We start from the raw sequence: 13855 nt of genomic DNA on the forward strand, positions 1-13855 counted from the left end.
TCGTCTTGACATCAACGCAATCAGCTTGTCCGTTCGGTTCAGGTTTCGACTTCACCGACCCGGATGTCCTGCTGCACGGCATGCCGATCACCGAGTTCGCCGAGCTGCGCAAGACGGCACCGGTCTGGTGGAACGAACAGCCGTCGCACAGCAACATCTTTGATGACGGCGGCTACTGGGTCATCAGCAAACACCAACACATCAAAGAGATCTCACGCGACAACGACGTGTGGTCGACCAATGCCAAGGGTGCGGTCATGCGGCTGCCCGACGGCATCACCGCCGACCAGTTGGACTTGACCAAAGCGTTGTTGATCAACCACGACCCGCCCGAGCACACTCGGCTGCGCAAGTTGGTGTCGCGGCTGTTCACGCCGCGGTCCGTCGCTGCGCTGGAGGAGAAACTGGCCCAGTCCGCCCGCGAGATCGTCGCCGCGGCGGCCGAGAAGGACAGCGGCAATTTCGTCGACGACATCGCGATGCGACTACCGCTCTTGGCGATCGCTGACCTGCTCGGGGTTCCCGAGGCCGATCGGGAGAAGCTGTTTCACTGGACCAACTCGATCATGAACACCGATGACCCGGATTTCGACTCCGATCCGGCGATGGCCAACGCCGAGTTGATGGGCTATGCCTACACCATGGCCGAGCAGCGGCGGCGCTGCCCGGCCGACGACATCGTCACCCGCCTCGTCCAGGCTGACATCGACGGCGAATCGCTCGGCGAAACCGAGTTCGCGTTCTTCGTCATCCTGCTGGCGGTGGCGGGCAACGAGACCACCCGCAACGCCATGACGCACGGCATCAACGCGTTCGCGGAGAACCCCGATCAGTGGGAGCTCTACAAGCGGCAGCGGCCCGAGACCGCTGTCGACGAGATCGTGCGCTGGGCGACCCCGGTGCACTGCTTCCAGCGCACCGCCAAGGTCGACACCGAGATCGGCGGGGTGGCCATCGGCAAAGGGCAGCGGGTCGGGTTGTTCTACAGCTCGGCCAACTACGACGAAGAGGTCTTCGACCGGCCGTTCAGTTTCGACATCCTGCGCGACCCCAACCCGCACCTGGCGTTCGGCGGGCAGGGCACCCACTACTGCATCGGCGCCAACTTGGCCCGGATGGAGATCCGGCTGATTTTCGACGAAATCGCCAACCAGCTCCCGGATATCGCGAAGCTGGCCGAGCCACAACGACTGCGGTCCGGCTGGATCAACGGTGTCAAGGATCTGCAGGTCGCCTACCACGGCTGAGCCGTCGGCGGCGCGGCCAGGCGGTGTGGGCGCAGGGGTTCGAAAGAACCTTCCCGCCGCCCGGTAGCGGGCTATAGGCTCCGAGCAGGGGACTGCCGGACGTCCGGAAATTCAAGAGGAAAGCAGGTTTGCGGTGAAGACAAAGGGTGCGTTGCTCTGGGAGTTCAACAAACCGTGGTCGGTCGAGGAGATCGAGATCGGTGACCCCCAGAAAGACGAGGTCAAGATTCAGATGGAGGCGGCGGGCATGTGCCACTCCGACCACCACCTGATGACCGGCAGCATCCCCATGGCCGGCTTCCCGGTCCTCGGCGGACACGAGGGCGCCGGCATCGTCACCGAAGTCGGCCCCGGGGTAGAGAACATCGCCCCCGGCGACCACGTGGTGCTGTCCTTCATCCCGTCCTGCGGCAGCTGTCCGACCTGTCAGTCCGGACTGCGTAACCTGTGCGACCTGGGCGCCGGACTGCTCAACGGGGTGGCCGTCAGCGACGGCACCTTCCGCGTCACCGCCCGCGGCGAGGGCGTCTACCCGATGACACTGCTCGGTACTTTCTCGCCGTGGATGGTGGTGCACAAGTCCTCGGTGGTGAAGATCGACCCGTCGATTCCGTTCGAGGTGGCGTGCTTGGTCGGCTGCGGTGTCACCACCGGCTACGGGTCCGCTGTCCGCAGCGCCGACATCCGCCCGGGCGAGGACGTCGCGATCGTCGGTGTCGGCGGGGTGGGTATGTCGGCATTGCAGGGCGCGGTCAACGCCGGCGCCCGCAACATCTTCGTCATCGACCCGGTGGACTGGAAGCGCGACCAGGCGCTGAAGTTCGGTGCCACCCACGTCTACCCGGACATCTTCGCCGCGATGGGCGGCATGATGGAGGTCACCGCCGGCCTGATGGCCCGCAAGGTGATCGTCACCGTCGGCGAGGTGCACGGCGCCGACGTCGACAACTACATGATCTTGACCGCCAAGGGCGGCACCTGCGTGCTCACCGCGATGGGGTCCATGCTGGAGAACCAGGTCACGCTCAACCTGGCGATGCTGACGTTGCTGCAGAAGAACCTGCAGGGCACCATCTTCGGCGGCGGAAACCCGCAGTACGACATCCCCCAGCTGCTGTCGATGTACAAGGTCGGCAAGCTGAACCTCGATGACATGGTGACCCGCCAGTACAAGCTGGAGCAGATCAACGAGGGCTATCAGGACATGCTGGACGGCAAGAACATTCGCGGCATCATCCGCTACACCGACGCGGACCGCTAGCGCGGCGGAGCCGGGCGAAGCGGGTCCGCGTTACAGCACAGCGGATCGCTAGCGCGGCGGAGCCGCGTGCCGGTTGGCTCTGCGCTGAGGGCGAAGAAGTGCGAGAAGCACCCGCCCTCAGCGCAGAGTCAACGAAAGATTAGGCGGGCCGGAACACCAGACTGGCCTTGAGCTTGGTCTTGTTGCCGACCATGCCCAGAAAGTTCCCTTCCACGGCGAACTGTTTACGGGTGACGGTGGTCTCGGTGGTCAGTCGTACACCGCCGTCGTCGAGTGGTGACACCTCGACCTTCAGCGGCAACGGTCCGGTGATGCCCTTGACGGTCAGTTCGGCGTCCAGCCGCGCGACATCGCCGCCGGCCGGCTCCCCACCGCTGACCACGACGGTGATGTCGGGGTAATGGTCGGTGTTGAAGAAGTTCGATCGGCGCAGGTCGTGGTCACGGGTGCCCAAGCCGGTGTTGATCGAGGCGGCCTTGATATCGACCCTGCCGGACACCGTCTTGTCGTCCTTGATCTCGCCGCTGCCGGTGAATTCGGTGAACGCGCCCCGAACTTTCAGCGCGCCCCACATGGTCCCGTTCTCGAATCGGATGCTGGACTGCCCAGGATCCAGATTCCAGGTTCCGACCGCCTTAGGACTGCTGAGAAATGTTGCGACAGATGACATCTCATCTCCTCCGCCTCCGGCGTGGCAAGCCCGCACGATGGGTATCAGCTCGTCCTCGATAATACGCAGCAGCGCCCGTTTAATCTGGCACTCGGCGCATATGCTGAACCCCATGACCACCGTGTTCACCAAAATCATCAACCGGGAGCTGCCGGGTCGGTTCGTCTACGAGGACGACGACGTCGTCGCCTTCTTGACCATCGAGCCGATGACCCAGGGCCACACGCTGGTGGTGCCCCGCGCCGAGCTCGACCAGTGGCAGGACATCGACGGCGCCGTCTTCGCCCAGGTGATGGCGGTGGCGCAGAAGATCGGCAAAGCGGTGTGCCGAGCGTTCGACACCGAGCGCGCGGGCGTGATCATCGCCGGCCTGGAAGTTCCACACCTGCATGTCCACGTCTTTCCGACCCGCAGCCTGTCCGACTTCGGCTTCGCCGGTGTGGATCGCAACCCGTCAGCGGAATCGCTGGACGAGGCGCAGGCCAAGATCAAGGCCGCCCTGGCCGAACTAGGCTGAGGCTCAGACGATCTCAGCGGGCAGCTCGGCGGAGCGAGCCGAGGTGTCGGCAAGACGCGGCAGCGAGACCCGGAACGTGCACCCCTGACCCGGCGGAGAGCTGACGGTCACGGAGCCGTGGTGCGCCCGGGTCAGCGAGTCAACGATCGACAGCCCCAATCCGGTGCCACCGCTGGCCCGCGCCCGCGACGAGTCGGTCCGGAAGAACCGCTCGAAAACCCGCTCCACATCCTGCTCGCTCATTCCGGGGCCCTGGTCGACGACCTCGAGGATCGCGTCGTCGCCCTCCGTGCCGACCCGCACGGTGATCGCGGTCCCGTCCGGAGTGTGTTGCAGCGCATTGGAGACCAGATTGCTCAGCACCTGCCGCAGCCGGGCTTCGTCGCCGAGCACCTCCGGGGTTCCCGGGCCGTCGAAGACCTCGAGTTCGACGGCGCGATTCGGTGCGGTGGCCCGGGCGTCGTGCACCGCGTCGGTGGCCAACACCAACAGGTCGACCCAGTGCCGCTCCAGCGGACGCTGAGCATCGGTTCTGGCCAACAGCAGCAGGTCCTCGACGAGCAGACCCATCCGGCGGGCTTCGCTTTCGATGCGCGACATCAGCAACTCCACATCGCGGGCCGCACCCTGCCGGTACAGCTCGGCGAAGCCGCGAATCGTGGTCAGCGGGGTGCGCAGCTCGTGGCTGGCATCGGTGATGAACCGCCGCATCCGCTCTTCGGAGATGCGTGCGCTCTCGGCCGAGGCCGCCGAGGAGGCCACCGCCTCCTGGATCTGCGCCAACATGCCGTTGAGCGCCAACGTGAGCCGTCCGACTTCGGTACGTGGATCACGTTCAGGCACACGGCTGTCCAACTGACCGGCGGCGATGGCCGCCGCGGTCCGTTCGACCTCGGCCAGCGGCCGCAGGCTGCGGTTGACCACCACATAGCCGGCGGCGCCCAGTACCAACAGCACCCCGACGCCGATCGTCACCCGCCACCAGGCCAGGTAGCGCAGCGTGGCCCGGGGATCGGACAGGTCCCTGGCGACGGTGATCAGCCTGCCGTTCTCGCCGTGCACCGACAACGCCCGCCACTGCACGCCCGACCCGTCGACCGAGCCGATCGTGATCGGCACCGATCCCACGTCGTTGTCCGGCGGCAGCAACGGCTCGGCGTTCTGGTCATTGACGACGGTCCAGATGCTGCCGTCGGGGTCGACGTCGCGGACGTAGAAGCTGGTCGGCGGCCGACCGGGATTGGGGTCCTCCCCCTCCCTCGACGGCAGCCGCCCGCGCTGTTCCAGGGCCCAGCCGTGGGCGGCGTCGATGAGCGTGGCGTCGATCCTGCCGATCAGGCGGTGCCGCAAAATCGTGGTCACGGCGTAGCCCTGCGCCAGCAACCCGATGGCAACCATGGCCAGGGTCGCAGCGACCAGGCTGACTTTCAGCGGCAAGATGTCCCGAAGGGGTTTGACCATCCCCATGTGCGTCGACCTATAACCCGTTTCCGGCCTTCACCGGCCACAGTCGTTCGTCGCGGTTTGCTCTCATCGCGGCTCGCGCAACACATAACCCACCCCGCGCAGCGTGTGCAGGAGGCGCTTTTCGCCGGTGTCGATCTTGCGCCGGAGGTAGGAGACATAGGACTCCACCACGTTCACGTCGCCGCCGAAGTCGTAGCGCCAGACGTGGTCGAGGATCTTCGGCTTGCTCAGTACCGTGCCGGCATTGATCACAAAGTACCGCAGCAAGGTGAACTCGGTGGGCGACAACGACACCGGTTGGCCGGACTTCCACACTTCGTGGGTGTCCTCGTCGAGTTCGATGTCGGCGAACGTCAGCCGCGAGTTGCGCGGTTCCTGGGCGCCCTTGCCCGCCCGACGCAGGATGACGCGCAGCCGGGCCACCACCTCCTCCAAGCTGAACGGCTTGGTCACGTAGTCGTCGCCGCCCAGCGTCAGCCCGGTGATCTTGTCCTGCAGTGAGTCGCGGGCGGTCAAGAACAGCGCCGGCGCGTCGATGCCGTCGGCGCGCAGCCGGCGCAGCACCCCGAATCCGTCCATGCCCGGCATCATCACGTCGAGGATCACCGCGTCCGGCCGGACCTCACGCGCGCGGTCCAGCGCCGCCGGCCCGCTGGAGGCGGTGTAGACCTCGAAACCCTGGAATTTCAGGCTGACCGACAACAGTTCGACGATGTTTGTCTCGTCATCGACGACGAGAACTCGGGCCTCCGGTGCGGCGTCTTGCGCGGCTGTTGCTCCCATAGCGTCAATTCCCTCGCGGCCTGGTGAAAATGACCTGGATATTGGCTGTACGTTTGTTGTCAATCAAACTAGCTGATACCCGCTCCGAACGACCCCTAGACTGGCCTGGTGAGCCTGGTCAAACAGCTGATTGCCGTGTCCACCGCTCCGGCGCGCATCGGTCTGTCGATCGCCGACGCCAGTCTCGGCGTCGCCACGACGGCGCTCGGGCTGGCTCGCCAGGCCCTCGGCGAGGCCGGTAAGCAGGGCTCGAACAGCTCCATGGCGCACATGCTGGGCTTGGACGACACCATCGCCCGAGCCAACCGGCTGGCCAAGTTGATGGACGACGACGCACCGCTGGGGCGTGCGCTGGCACCGGGCGGCCCGGTAGACCGGCTGCTGGCTCCGGGCGGCCTGGTCGACCAGCTGACCGGACCAGGCGGGGTCGTTGACCGGCTCACCGCCGAGGGCGGCGGGCTGCAGCGGGCCCTGCAGCCCGGCGGCCTGGTCGATCAGCTGACCGACGAAGACGGGCTGATCGAACGACTGCTGTCCGAGGACGGGTTGGCCGACCGGTTGCTGTCCGAGGGCGGGCTGATCGACAAGCTGACGGCCCGTAACGGGCCCCTGGAGCAGCTCGCCGGTCTCGCCGACACCCTGGGGCGGCTGGCCCCCGGCATGGAGGCTCTGGAGCCGGCGATCGAGACCCTGCAGGAAGCGGTGATCGCGCTGACCCTGGTGGTCAATCCGCTGAGCAACATCGCCGAACGCATCCCGCTGCTGCCGCGCCGGTCCAGCCGGCGCTCTTCGCCGCGGACGGTGCGCTCCCAACGGGTGATCGACCAGGATCCGACCGATCCGCAGAGTTGAGGCCGCTGGCCGCTAAGCTGGCAGCGCTAGATCCGCCTCCTTAGCTCAGTGGCAGAGCAGCGCTCTTGTAAAGCGCAGGTCGTCAGTTCAATCCTGACAGGGGGCTCCACCACTGACCAAGCGCTGACTAGTCGCGAGTCAGGTACTCCAGCACCACGCGGGTGAAGGCGTCCTTGGCCTCGATCATGGTCCAGTGCCCGCAGTTGGGGAACACGTGCACCTCGGCGTTGGGGATAGTCCGCATCGGGATCAGCGCCATGTCCAGCGGGCTCACCCGGTCGTCGCGGCCCCAGGTGACCAGTGTCGGCGCCTTCAGCCGGTGCATCATCGCCCACGGCAGCGGCCCCTTGGACGCCTGCATCATCTTCACCATGCCTGCGAAGGCTTCCTTGCCGTACATCCGCCGGGCGCTGGCCAGGGTGTCGGGGTCGGTGGCCAGTGCCCACCGCTCCTCGATCAGTTCTTCGGTGATCACCGACGGGTCGTAGACCATCGAGTGCAGCCAGCGCACCAGTGCGTCGCGGCTGGGGTTGTCGACGAAGTCCTGCAGCAACCGGATGCCCTCGGCCGGTCCCGGGCTGAGCAGGTTGGTGCCGATGCCGCCGATGGTCACCAGCCTGCTCACCTTGTCGGGGTTGCCGATCGCGTAGCCGATGCCGACGCCGCCGCCCATCGAGTTGCCCACGATGCTGAACTGGTCCAGCCCCAGCGCTTCGGCGAAGGCCGGCACCGCGCCGAACGCGGTCACCATGGGATGCCCGCCGAAGTCGTCGCTGACCCCGAACCCCGGGAATTCCAGCACCAGGCAGCGGAAGTGCTCGGCGAAGGCGGGCAGCACGCCACGGTAGTTGCGCCATCCGGTCACACCCGGCCCAGAGCCGTGCAGCATCAGCAGCGTCGGTCCGTCACCGGCTTCGTGGTAGCGCAGGACCCCTTGCTCGGTGGTCACCTCGCGCAGGGTCTCGTCGTGGCTCAACTCGGCCGGCATGTGTCTCCTCAAAGATCCCGAAACTCTTTAGACACGCTAACGCCGGACGCTGCCCGTCGCGGTGCCGGGGTCGGGGTCGGGGTCGGGGTCGGTACCTTGCCCGCGCTGGCCCCGCCGTCGACGGCCAGCTCGGCTCCGGTCATATACGCCGAGGCGTCCGAGGCCAAGAAGGCGACCACGTCGGCGACTTCGGAGGGCATTCCGATGCGGGTCAGCGGCGCTGCCGGATGCCGGCCCGGGCCGGGCCGGATGCCCAGATGCGCGACCATCGGGGTGTCGATCATGCCGGGATGCACCGAGTTGACTCGAATTCCGTAGGGCCCCAACTCGATTGCAGCGACCTTTGTCATGCCGCGCAGCCCCCACTTCGATGCCCCGTAGGCGCTGTAGCCGGCCAGGCCCTGCAACCCGGCCTGCGACGACACATTGATCACCGACCCTCCGCCGCTCGCCCGCATCGGCTCCACCACCGCCTTGACGCCCAGAAACGCCCCGATGAGGTTGACCCGCAGCATCGCCTTGAAGCCGGCGGCGGACTGCTCGACGAGCGGAACCGACTGGCAGATAGCGGCATTGTTGACCAGTACGTCCAGGCGCCCGAACTCGCTGACCGCCGTCTCGACCACGGTCTCCCACCCGGCCTCGTCCCCGACGTCGTGCCGCACGAACCGGGCCCCGAGTTCGGTGGCCACACGCTCCCCCTCCTCCAGCACATCGGTCAGCACCACTTGAGCGCCCAGCGAGGTGAACAGCCGGGCCTCAGCGGCGCCCTGCCCGCGCGCCGCCCCGGTGATGATCGCGACTTTGCCCTTCAGATCCACCAACGTCATCTCCTCAGACCGTCTTCACGTCGAGGCCGGTGATCAGGACTTCACTGAGCCGGCGGGGGATTTCGGTGAGCGTCGCGGTCACCACGATCTGGCGCGGCAGGTTCACATACTTGCGGCGCCGCTCGACGGCATCGGCGACCGCGTTGGCCACGAACACCGGATCCAGTGCTTCCCGCGGCTGCATCCGCCACCGCTCGAAGCGCTCGATCACCCGACGCGTCGGGCCGAATTCACGGATGTTGTCGATCATGTCGGTCTTGACCGACCCGAGCTGAACCAGCGTGGTGCCGACCGGGGTACCGCGCAGTTCCTGGCGCAGTCCGTGGGTGAACTGGCTCAGACCGGCCTTCGAGGTGCCGTACAGGGTGAGGCCCGGCGTGATGCTCAGCGCGCCCATCGACGACACGTTGACGATGTGGCCCCGACCGCGAGACACCAGCCGCGGCATGAGCGAACGGCTCAGCTCCATCGGCGCAGCCAGGTTGACCTGCAACACTTCTCGCACCGACTGCGCCGAGGTGTCGGGCAGCAGACCGACGTGGTCCAGGCCGGCGTTGTTGATCAGCACGTCCACCGGCCCGTCGGATTCCACCCGCTCGATCAAGGTCTCCACGGCCGCGGGGTCGGACAGGTCGGTCGGGTAGGCCTTGCCGTCGAGCTCCTTGGCCAGGATCTCCAGGGCCGCACCATCGCGTGCCACCAGCGCGACGTCGGCGCCGCGCTCGGCTGCCACCTGGGCGATGCTCCTGCCCAGACCACGGCTGGCGCCGGTGATCAAGACCCGAGCGTTCCTCAGTTGCATGGTGATCCTTCCGGTAGGGCCGCACGGAGCACCGCGCAGACGTCGTCGCTGGCCTGAGCGGCGAAGGGCAGATGGTCCGCCAGGTTGAAGAAGCCGTGGAAGCCCTGCTCGTAGCGCGTGACGCTGGCCGCAACACCCGCGTCCTCAAGTCGCCGGGCGTACTCCTCGCCCTCGGAACACAGTGGGTCCAATGCGCCGGTGACGACGTGGGCCGGCGGCAGGCCGGTGAAGTCGCCGAGGATCGGTGAGGCCAGCACGTCGGTTCGGTCGCCGTCGCGGCCCAGGTACTGCTCGGTGAACCACTGCATGTGGGCCGCGGTGAGGGTCCCGTTGGGGGCAGGTCGGTCACCGGATGCCGGCGCTTGCTTGCGTCGCTGGTCGACGACGGGATAGATGAGCAACTGGAACGCGATCGCCGGCCCGCCGCGGTCCCGGGCGAGCATGGCGACCACCGCGGCGAGGTTGCCTCCGGCGCTGTCACCGGCGACCACCAACCGCGCCGGATCGCCGCCGAGCTCGGCGAGGTGGGCGGCCACCCACTGCGTGGCCGCCCAGGCGTCATCGATCGCGGCGGGGAACGGCGATTCGGGCGCCAGCCGGTAGTCGACCGACACCACGATCGCCCCGACGCCGTTGGCGAGCCGGCGACAGCAGGAGTCGTGCGAGTCGAGGTCGCACAGCACGAAGCCGCCGCCGTGGAAGTAGACCAGCACCGGCAGCTTCTCGCGGGGCGTGCCCGGGTCGAGGGGGAAGTAGATGCGCACCTGCATCGGGCCGGCGGGGCCGGGTATGTGGCGCTCGTCGACCCAGCCCACCGGGACGGGTCTGGCCGGGCGCCGGCTGGCTTTCAGGCTGGCCCGCACCTGGACCGCGTTGCCGTCACCGGCCGCGATGGATGCGAAGGCCGCGCTCATCCGGTCGGCCAGCTCGGTCTGCATCGAGGCGATATCGCTCACGCAGCGCAACGTAGGACGTCGGCGCCGCCGGCAAATCCCGATGTCCCACTGTGTGAGACAACGTGTCGGGCCGGGCACACCGCAGGCATAGAAGTGAACCGGACCACATCACTGCGATAGCGAGTGGAGCGACATATGCGGCGCCTGACCGGCGAGGACAACAGCTTTCTGGCGTGGGAGAACGCCGCTCAACCGCAGCACACCATCAAGGTGATGGTGCTCGACCCGAGCCAGGGACACAGCCAGCAGCCACTCACCTTCGATGCGGTCCGGGCCATGGTTCCGGCCCTGGTCGAGCGGGTCGAGCCGCTGCAGTGGCAGCTGCTGATGCCCCGGTTGCGGCTCGGCCGGCCCTGGTGGGTGGCCCGGCCTCACATCGACGTCGATCACCACGTCCAGCGGGTCACCCTCGCCGCGCCCGGTGGTGATCACGAACTGGCGACCGCGATCGACGCGATCTTCCACGACCGGCTCGATCGCAGCCGCCCGGCCTGGCAACTGTTCTACGTCGACGGCCTGGCCGACGGCAGGATCGCGTTGATCTGGAAGATCCACCATGCCGTCGCCGACGGGACGGCTTCGCTGCGCATCCTGGAGGCCCTCTGCGGCACGGACATGACCGCGTCGAATCCCCGGCGCGACGAGCGGCGGCCGGCGCCGTGGCACTGGCTGCCGATGGTGGCGCGCCATCAGCTCGCCGCAGCGGTCGGCCTGCCGCGGGTGGTGGCCCGCACCGTCGCGGTGAGCCGGGTCATCCTGGCGCGCCGCCGCGCCGGTAAGCCGGGCTACGCCGCCGCGTTTGCCGCACCCGGGGCTCGCTTCAACGCGCCGCTGACCGCGGAGCGACGCTTTGCCTTCCGCGGCTGCGACATGACCGTCATCAAGCAGGTCGCTCGGGCCTGCGGCGTGACGGTCAACGACGTGTTCCTCGCGGTCTGCAGTGGGGCGTTGCGCGGCTACCTCGACCGGCACGGCGAACTGACCGAGGAAGCCCTCACCGCGGTGGTGCCGGTGTCGATGCGCCCGCCGGAGGGCGACCCCTGGGGCAACAAGGTGGCCCGGTGGAACGTCGCGCTGGCCACCGACATCGCCGATCCGCTTGAGCGGCTGACCGCGATCGCCGCGGCGACTCGGACCGCCCGCGAGGTCCAGGCCGAACGCGACCTATGGCTGCAGCACGACTGGATGGAGTACTGGCCGCTGTTCTGGTTCTACTCGCGCGCCCTGCCGCTGATCGGTGAGCGAACCACCCACCGGCCGACGTTCAGCCTGATCGCGTCGAATATGCGAGGGCCACAACAGCTTTGCTTCGGCGGTGCGCCGGTCGAACGATTGATCTCATCAGGCCCGCTGGTGTTCCCGATGGGGTTGAACTTCACCGGGTGGAGCTACGAGGGCCAGCTGACGATCGGGGTGCTGAGCTGTGCGGCGCACCTGCCCGACCCCTGGCAGATCGCCGACGGCCTGCCCGCGGCACTGGCCGAGCTGGCGAGTGCGGCCTCAGCGGTCGAGGTCGTCGAGCAGTCGCAGTGCCAGCCGGCATCCGGTGTGGACGTCACGCCACAAGCGGGCGACCGGGTCTGAGGCGTCCAGCGCGTGGCCGCGGCTGCTGCCCAGCACGCGGTCGGCGGCGTCACGCGCCCGGACGGCGGCCTGGCGCTGCGCCCGCGCCGCGGCCCGCGGGTCCTGGGACAGCGACGCGACGATCTGCAGCGTGGCCGCGTCGATATCGGCGGCAGCCCGGGCCGCCTGCCGGGTCGACACCGTCAGGTCGTCGGCCTCCGCGCTGCCGTAGGAGGCGGCCAGCTTCTCCCGAACCTGGGCGACGTGCGCCTGCCACAGCCCGTCGGCGGCACCGGCCACCGCGGCGGCTGCGGCCGCACCGGTGACCACGACGGCACCGTCGTCGCGCGTCGCGAAGACCCGCTCACCGGCGATCGGCAGCGCCGAGACCGCCACGTCGGCCAGACCGGCCGCGGACATGCCGGCCGGTGTGGAGGGCGCCGACACCGTCACGTCGGCGCGTGGAACCAGCACCAGACGGTCACCGTCTGCGGGCAGCAGCAGCCAGTCCGCGGTGTCGGCGCCGGTGACGTCGCACCAGCGCCCGTTCAGCCGCTCATCCTCCAGCCGGCCGCCCGGGCCGAAGCCCACCGCCACCCCCTCACCACCCTCGACACCCCAGATGTCGGCCGCGTTGGCCATGGCGGCGCGCCAACCTTGCGACCCGTCGCGGGCGGCCAGGGCCGCCACCTCCGCGACGAATTCCTCGACGGACATCGCCTGGCCGCCGCATCGCCTGGGCTGCCGCATCGCACCCATGGATATCTCCTCGCTGACGCAGGCCCAGCACCACAATGAATGCTAACGACGAAGGGCGGTGCGGATGGCCGAGAACGTCTCGGCGGCGGTACGGCCGCTGCTGCCGGCGATCGCCGCGGCCGCCGCAACGGTCGACCGGGACGGTGCGGTGGCATCCGATACCGTCGCGGCCCTGCGCGATGCGGGCGTGTTCGCGCTGCTGCAACCCGAGGACTTCGGCGGGCACCAGTCGGAACCGGAAACCTATCTGACTGTTGCGCAAGCGATCTCGGCGGCCTGCACCTCGACCGGATGGCTGGCCGCGGCGCTGGCGGTCAACTCCTGGCACCTGGCCTTGTTCGACGTTGCGGCCCAGCGAGATGTCTGGGGTGACGATCCGGGCGCGCTGATCTGTTCGGCCTACGCTCCCACCGGCCGCCTGGAGCGGGTGGGCGACGGTTTCCGGCTGTCGGGGCGGTGGAGCCGCTGCGCGGGGGTGCAGCACACCTCGTGGCTTATCGCCGGCGCGCTGGTGGTCGGGGCGGACGGCGCCGCGGAGGACTTCACGGTGGCACTGGTGCCCCGCGAGCACTACACCGTCGAACCGACCTGGAACAGCTTGGGGCTGCGCGGGATCGGCGCACACGACGTGGTGGTGTCCGGTGCTCCGGTACCGGCCCGGCACTGCTTCGGCTGGGTCAGTGACGCACAGCGGGCCACACTTGCACCGCTGTACCGCCTCCCCCAGCCCACGCTGTACACCCACGCCGGCACCGCACCGCTGCTCGGCGCCGCCGCAGCGGTGCTCGACGCACACCGCGATCAGATGACCAACCCGCTGGGTGAACTCGCCATGGCCGCTGCGGGACTGGAGGTGTCCACGCTGCAGATCCATCGCAACCTGGCCGATCTCGGCGAATGCGCTCGGGCGGGCACCGTCCCCGACGCCGAGCTGATGCTGCGGGCACGCCGCGACCAGGTGCTGGCATTCGAGCGGGCGATGCAGGCGGTCAAGCGCTGCGTCGAGCAGGCCGGCGCCGCTGCGGATGCCCGGCTGGACCGGGTCTGGCGCGACATGCAGACCGCGCGGCTACATGCCGCCAACGACGTCGAGCGGGTGTTGACCGCGGTGGGACAGTTCGCCTTCGGGCTGCCCGTCGACGACCTCATCCTGTGAGGCG

At 68.3% G+C, this 13855-nt stretch carries 14 protein-coding genes and 1 tRNA gene; 7 read left to right on the plus strand and 8 right to left on the minus strand.

Annotation, left to right across the window (positions count from 1 at the left end):
- Window positions 1-5: 5 nt before the first annotated feature.
- Window positions 6-1247 carry a cytochrome P450 gene (locus tag ABW16_RS17840; RefSeq protein ID WP_047320608.1) on the plus strand — a complete coding sequence of 414 codons (1242 nt, stop codon included), beginning with the start codon at window positions 6-8 and terminating at the stop codon, window positions 1245-1247.
- 133 nt (window positions 1248-1380) lie between these two features.
- Window positions 1381-2508: an NDMA-dependent alcohol dehydrogenase gene (locus tag ABW16_RS17845; protein ID WP_047320535.1), complete on the plus strand. Its 1128-nt coding sequence runs from the start codon at window positions 1381-1383 to the stop codon at window positions 2506-2508.
- Between the two features lie 139 nt (window positions 2509-2647).
- On the opposite strand, the gene ABW16_RS17850 is transcribed toward ABW16_RS17845, so the two are convergent.
- Window positions 2648-3178, minus strand: coding sequence for a YceI family protein (locus tag ABW16_RS17850; RefSeq protein WP_047320609.1), 531 nt, complete (start codon window positions 3176-3178; stop codon window positions 2648-2650).
- Between the two features lie 112 nt (window positions 3179-3290).
- Between ABW16_RS17850 and ABW16_RS17855 the strand changes: the two genes are divergently transcribed.
- The gene (locus ABW16_RS17855) at window positions 3291-3695 is read left to right on the plus strand and encodes an HIT family protein (RefSeq protein ID WP_047320610.1); all 405 of its coding nucleotides are present in this window, start codon (window positions 3291-3293) and stop codon (window positions 3693-3695) included.
- A gap of 3 nt (window positions 3696-3698) precedes the next feature.
- Here ABW16_RS17855 and ABW16_RS17860 read toward each other — a convergent pair whose 3' ends face one another.
- Window positions 3699-5162 carry a sensor histidine kinase gene (locus ABW16_RS17860; protein WP_412178215.1) on the minus strand — a complete coding sequence of 488 codons (1464 nt, stop codon included), beginning with the start codon at window positions 5160-5162 and terminating at the stop codon, window positions 3699-3701.
- 63 nt (window positions 5163-5225) lie between these two features.
- Complete coding sequence (locus ABW16_RS17865; protein ID WP_047320536.1) at window positions 5226-5945, minus strand: response regulator transcription factor; 720 nt, start codon at window positions 5943-5945, stop codon at window positions 5226-5228.
- Window positions 5946-6053: 108 nt separating this feature from the next.
- Between ABW16_RS17865 and ABW16_RS17870 the strand changes: the two genes are divergently transcribed.
- Together ABW16_RS17870 and ABW16_RS17875 are read left to right on the plus strand one after the other, a co-directional pair.
- Complete coding sequence (locus tag ABW16_RS17870; RefSeq protein ID WP_047320537.1) at window positions 6054-6797, plus strand: hypothetical protein; 744 nt, start codon at window positions 6054-6056, stop codon at window positions 6795-6797.
- A 34-nt stretch (window positions 6798-6831) separates the two neighbouring features.
- Window positions 6832-6906 (plus strand) — tRNA-Thr (locus ABW16_RS17875).
- A gap of 18 nt (window positions 6907-6924) precedes the next feature.
- Here the strand turns inward: ABW16_RS17875 and ABW16_RS17880 are convergent.
- From ABW16_RS17880 to ABW16_RS17895, 4 genes are read right to left on the minus strand one after another with little or no spacing between them, the layout of a single operon-like run.
- On the minus strand, window positions 6925-7785 hold the full coding sequence (locus ABW16_RS17880; RefSeq protein ID WP_047320538.1) for an alpha/beta fold hydrolase: 861 nt from the start codon (window positions 7783-7785) through the stop codon (window positions 6925-6927).
- 8 nt (window positions 7786-7793) lie between these two features.
- Window positions 7794-8615 (minus strand): glucose 1-dehydrogenase, encoded by an 822-nt coding sequence (locus ABW16_RS17885; protein WP_082134181.1) that lies wholly within the window; start codon window positions 8613-8615, stop codon window positions 7794-7796.
- 4 nt (window positions 8616-8619) lie between these two features.
- Window positions 8620-9417, minus strand: coding sequence for an SDR family NAD(P)-dependent oxidoreductase (locus ABW16_RS17890; RefSeq protein ID WP_047320539.1), 798 nt, complete (start codon window positions 9415-9417; stop codon window positions 8620-8622).
- Window positions 9408-10373: an alpha/beta hydrolase gene (locus ABW16_RS17895; protein ID WP_233424805.1), complete on the minus strand. Its 966-nt coding sequence runs from the start codon at window positions 10371-10373 to the stop codon at window positions 9408-9410. The genes ABW16_RS17890 and ABW16_RS17895 overlap by 10 nt, the downstream gene beginning before the upstream one ends.
- Window positions 10374-10508: 135 nt before the next feature.
- Between ABW16_RS17895 and ABW16_RS17900 the strand changes: the two genes are divergently transcribed.
- Window positions 10509-11957, plus strand: coding sequence for a wax ester/triacylglycerol synthase family O-acyltransferase (locus ABW16_RS17900; RefSeq protein ID WP_047320540.1), 1449 nt, complete (start codon window positions 10509-10511; stop codon window positions 11955-11957).
- Here ABW16_RS17900 and ABW16_RS17905 read toward each other — a convergent pair.
- On the minus strand, window positions 11874-12695 hold the full coding sequence (locus ABW16_RS17905) for an acyl-CoA dehydrogenase family protein (protein ID WP_082134182.1): 822 nt from the start codon (window positions 12693-12695) through the stop codon (window positions 11874-11876). The two genes, ABW16_RS17900 and ABW16_RS17905, sit on opposite strands and share 84 nt — an antisense overlap.
- Window positions 12696-12759: 64 nt before the next feature.
- Here ABW16_RS17905 and ABW16_RS17910 point away from each other — a divergent pair, with 64 nt between their 5' ends.
- Window positions 12760-13851, plus strand: coding sequence for an acyl-CoA dehydrogenase family protein (locus tag ABW16_RS17910; RefSeq protein WP_047320542.1), 1092 nt, complete (start codon window positions 12760-12762; stop codon window positions 13849-13851).
- The last annotated feature ends 4 nt before the right edge of the window (window positions 13852-13855 follow it).

Origin of the sequence: Mycolicibacter heraklionensis (assembly GCF_001021505.1) — a bacterium.
GTDB classification, from domain to species: Bacteria; Actinomycetota; Actinomycetes; order Mycobacteriales; family Mycobacteriaceae; genus Mycobacterium; species Mycobacterium heraklionense.

Bases quoted from the DNA above. Each gene is read 5' to 3' on its own strand.
- ABW16_RS17850 (WP_047320609.1), bottom strand. From the start codon at position 3,178: ATGTCATCTGTCGCAACATTTCTCAGCAGTCCTAAGGCGGTCGGAACC.
- ABW16_RS17855 (WP_047320610.1), top strand. From the start codon at position 3,291: ATGACCACCGTGTTCACCAAAATCATCAACCGGGAGCTGCCGGGTCGG.
- ABW16_RS17860 (WP_412178215.1), bottom strand. From the start codon at position 5,162: ATGGGGATGGTCAAACCCCTTCGGGACATCTTGCCGCTGAAAGTCAGC.
- ABW16_RS17865 (WP_047320536.1), bottom strand. From the start codon at position 5,945: ATGGGAGCAACAGCCGCGCAAGACGCCGCACCGGAGGCCCGAGTTCTC.
- ABW16_RS17880 (WP_047320538.1), bottom strand. From the start codon at position 7,785: ATGCCGGCCGAGTTGAGCCACGACGAGACCCTGCGCGAGGTGACCACC.
- ABW16_RS17885 (WP_082134181.1), bottom strand. From the start codon at position 8,615: ATGACGTTGGTGGATCTGAAGGGCAAAGTCGCGATCATCACCGGGGCG.
- ABW16_RS17890 (WP_047320539.1), bottom strand. From the start codon at position 9,417: ATGCAACTGAGGAACGCTCGGGTCTTGATCACCGGCGCCAGCCGTGGT.
- ABW16_RS17900 (WP_047320540.1), top strand. From the start codon at position 10,509: ATGCGGCGCCTGACCGGCGAGGACAACAGCTTTCTGGCGTGGGAGAAC.
- ABW16_RS17905 (WP_082134182.1), bottom strand. From the start codon at position 12,695: ATGGGTGCGATGCGGCAGCCCAGGCGATGCGGCGGCCAGGCGATGTCC.
- ABW16_RS17910 (WP_047320542.1), top strand. From the start codon at position 12,760: ATGGCCGAGAACGTCTCGGCGGCGGTACGGCCGCTGCTGCCGGCGATC.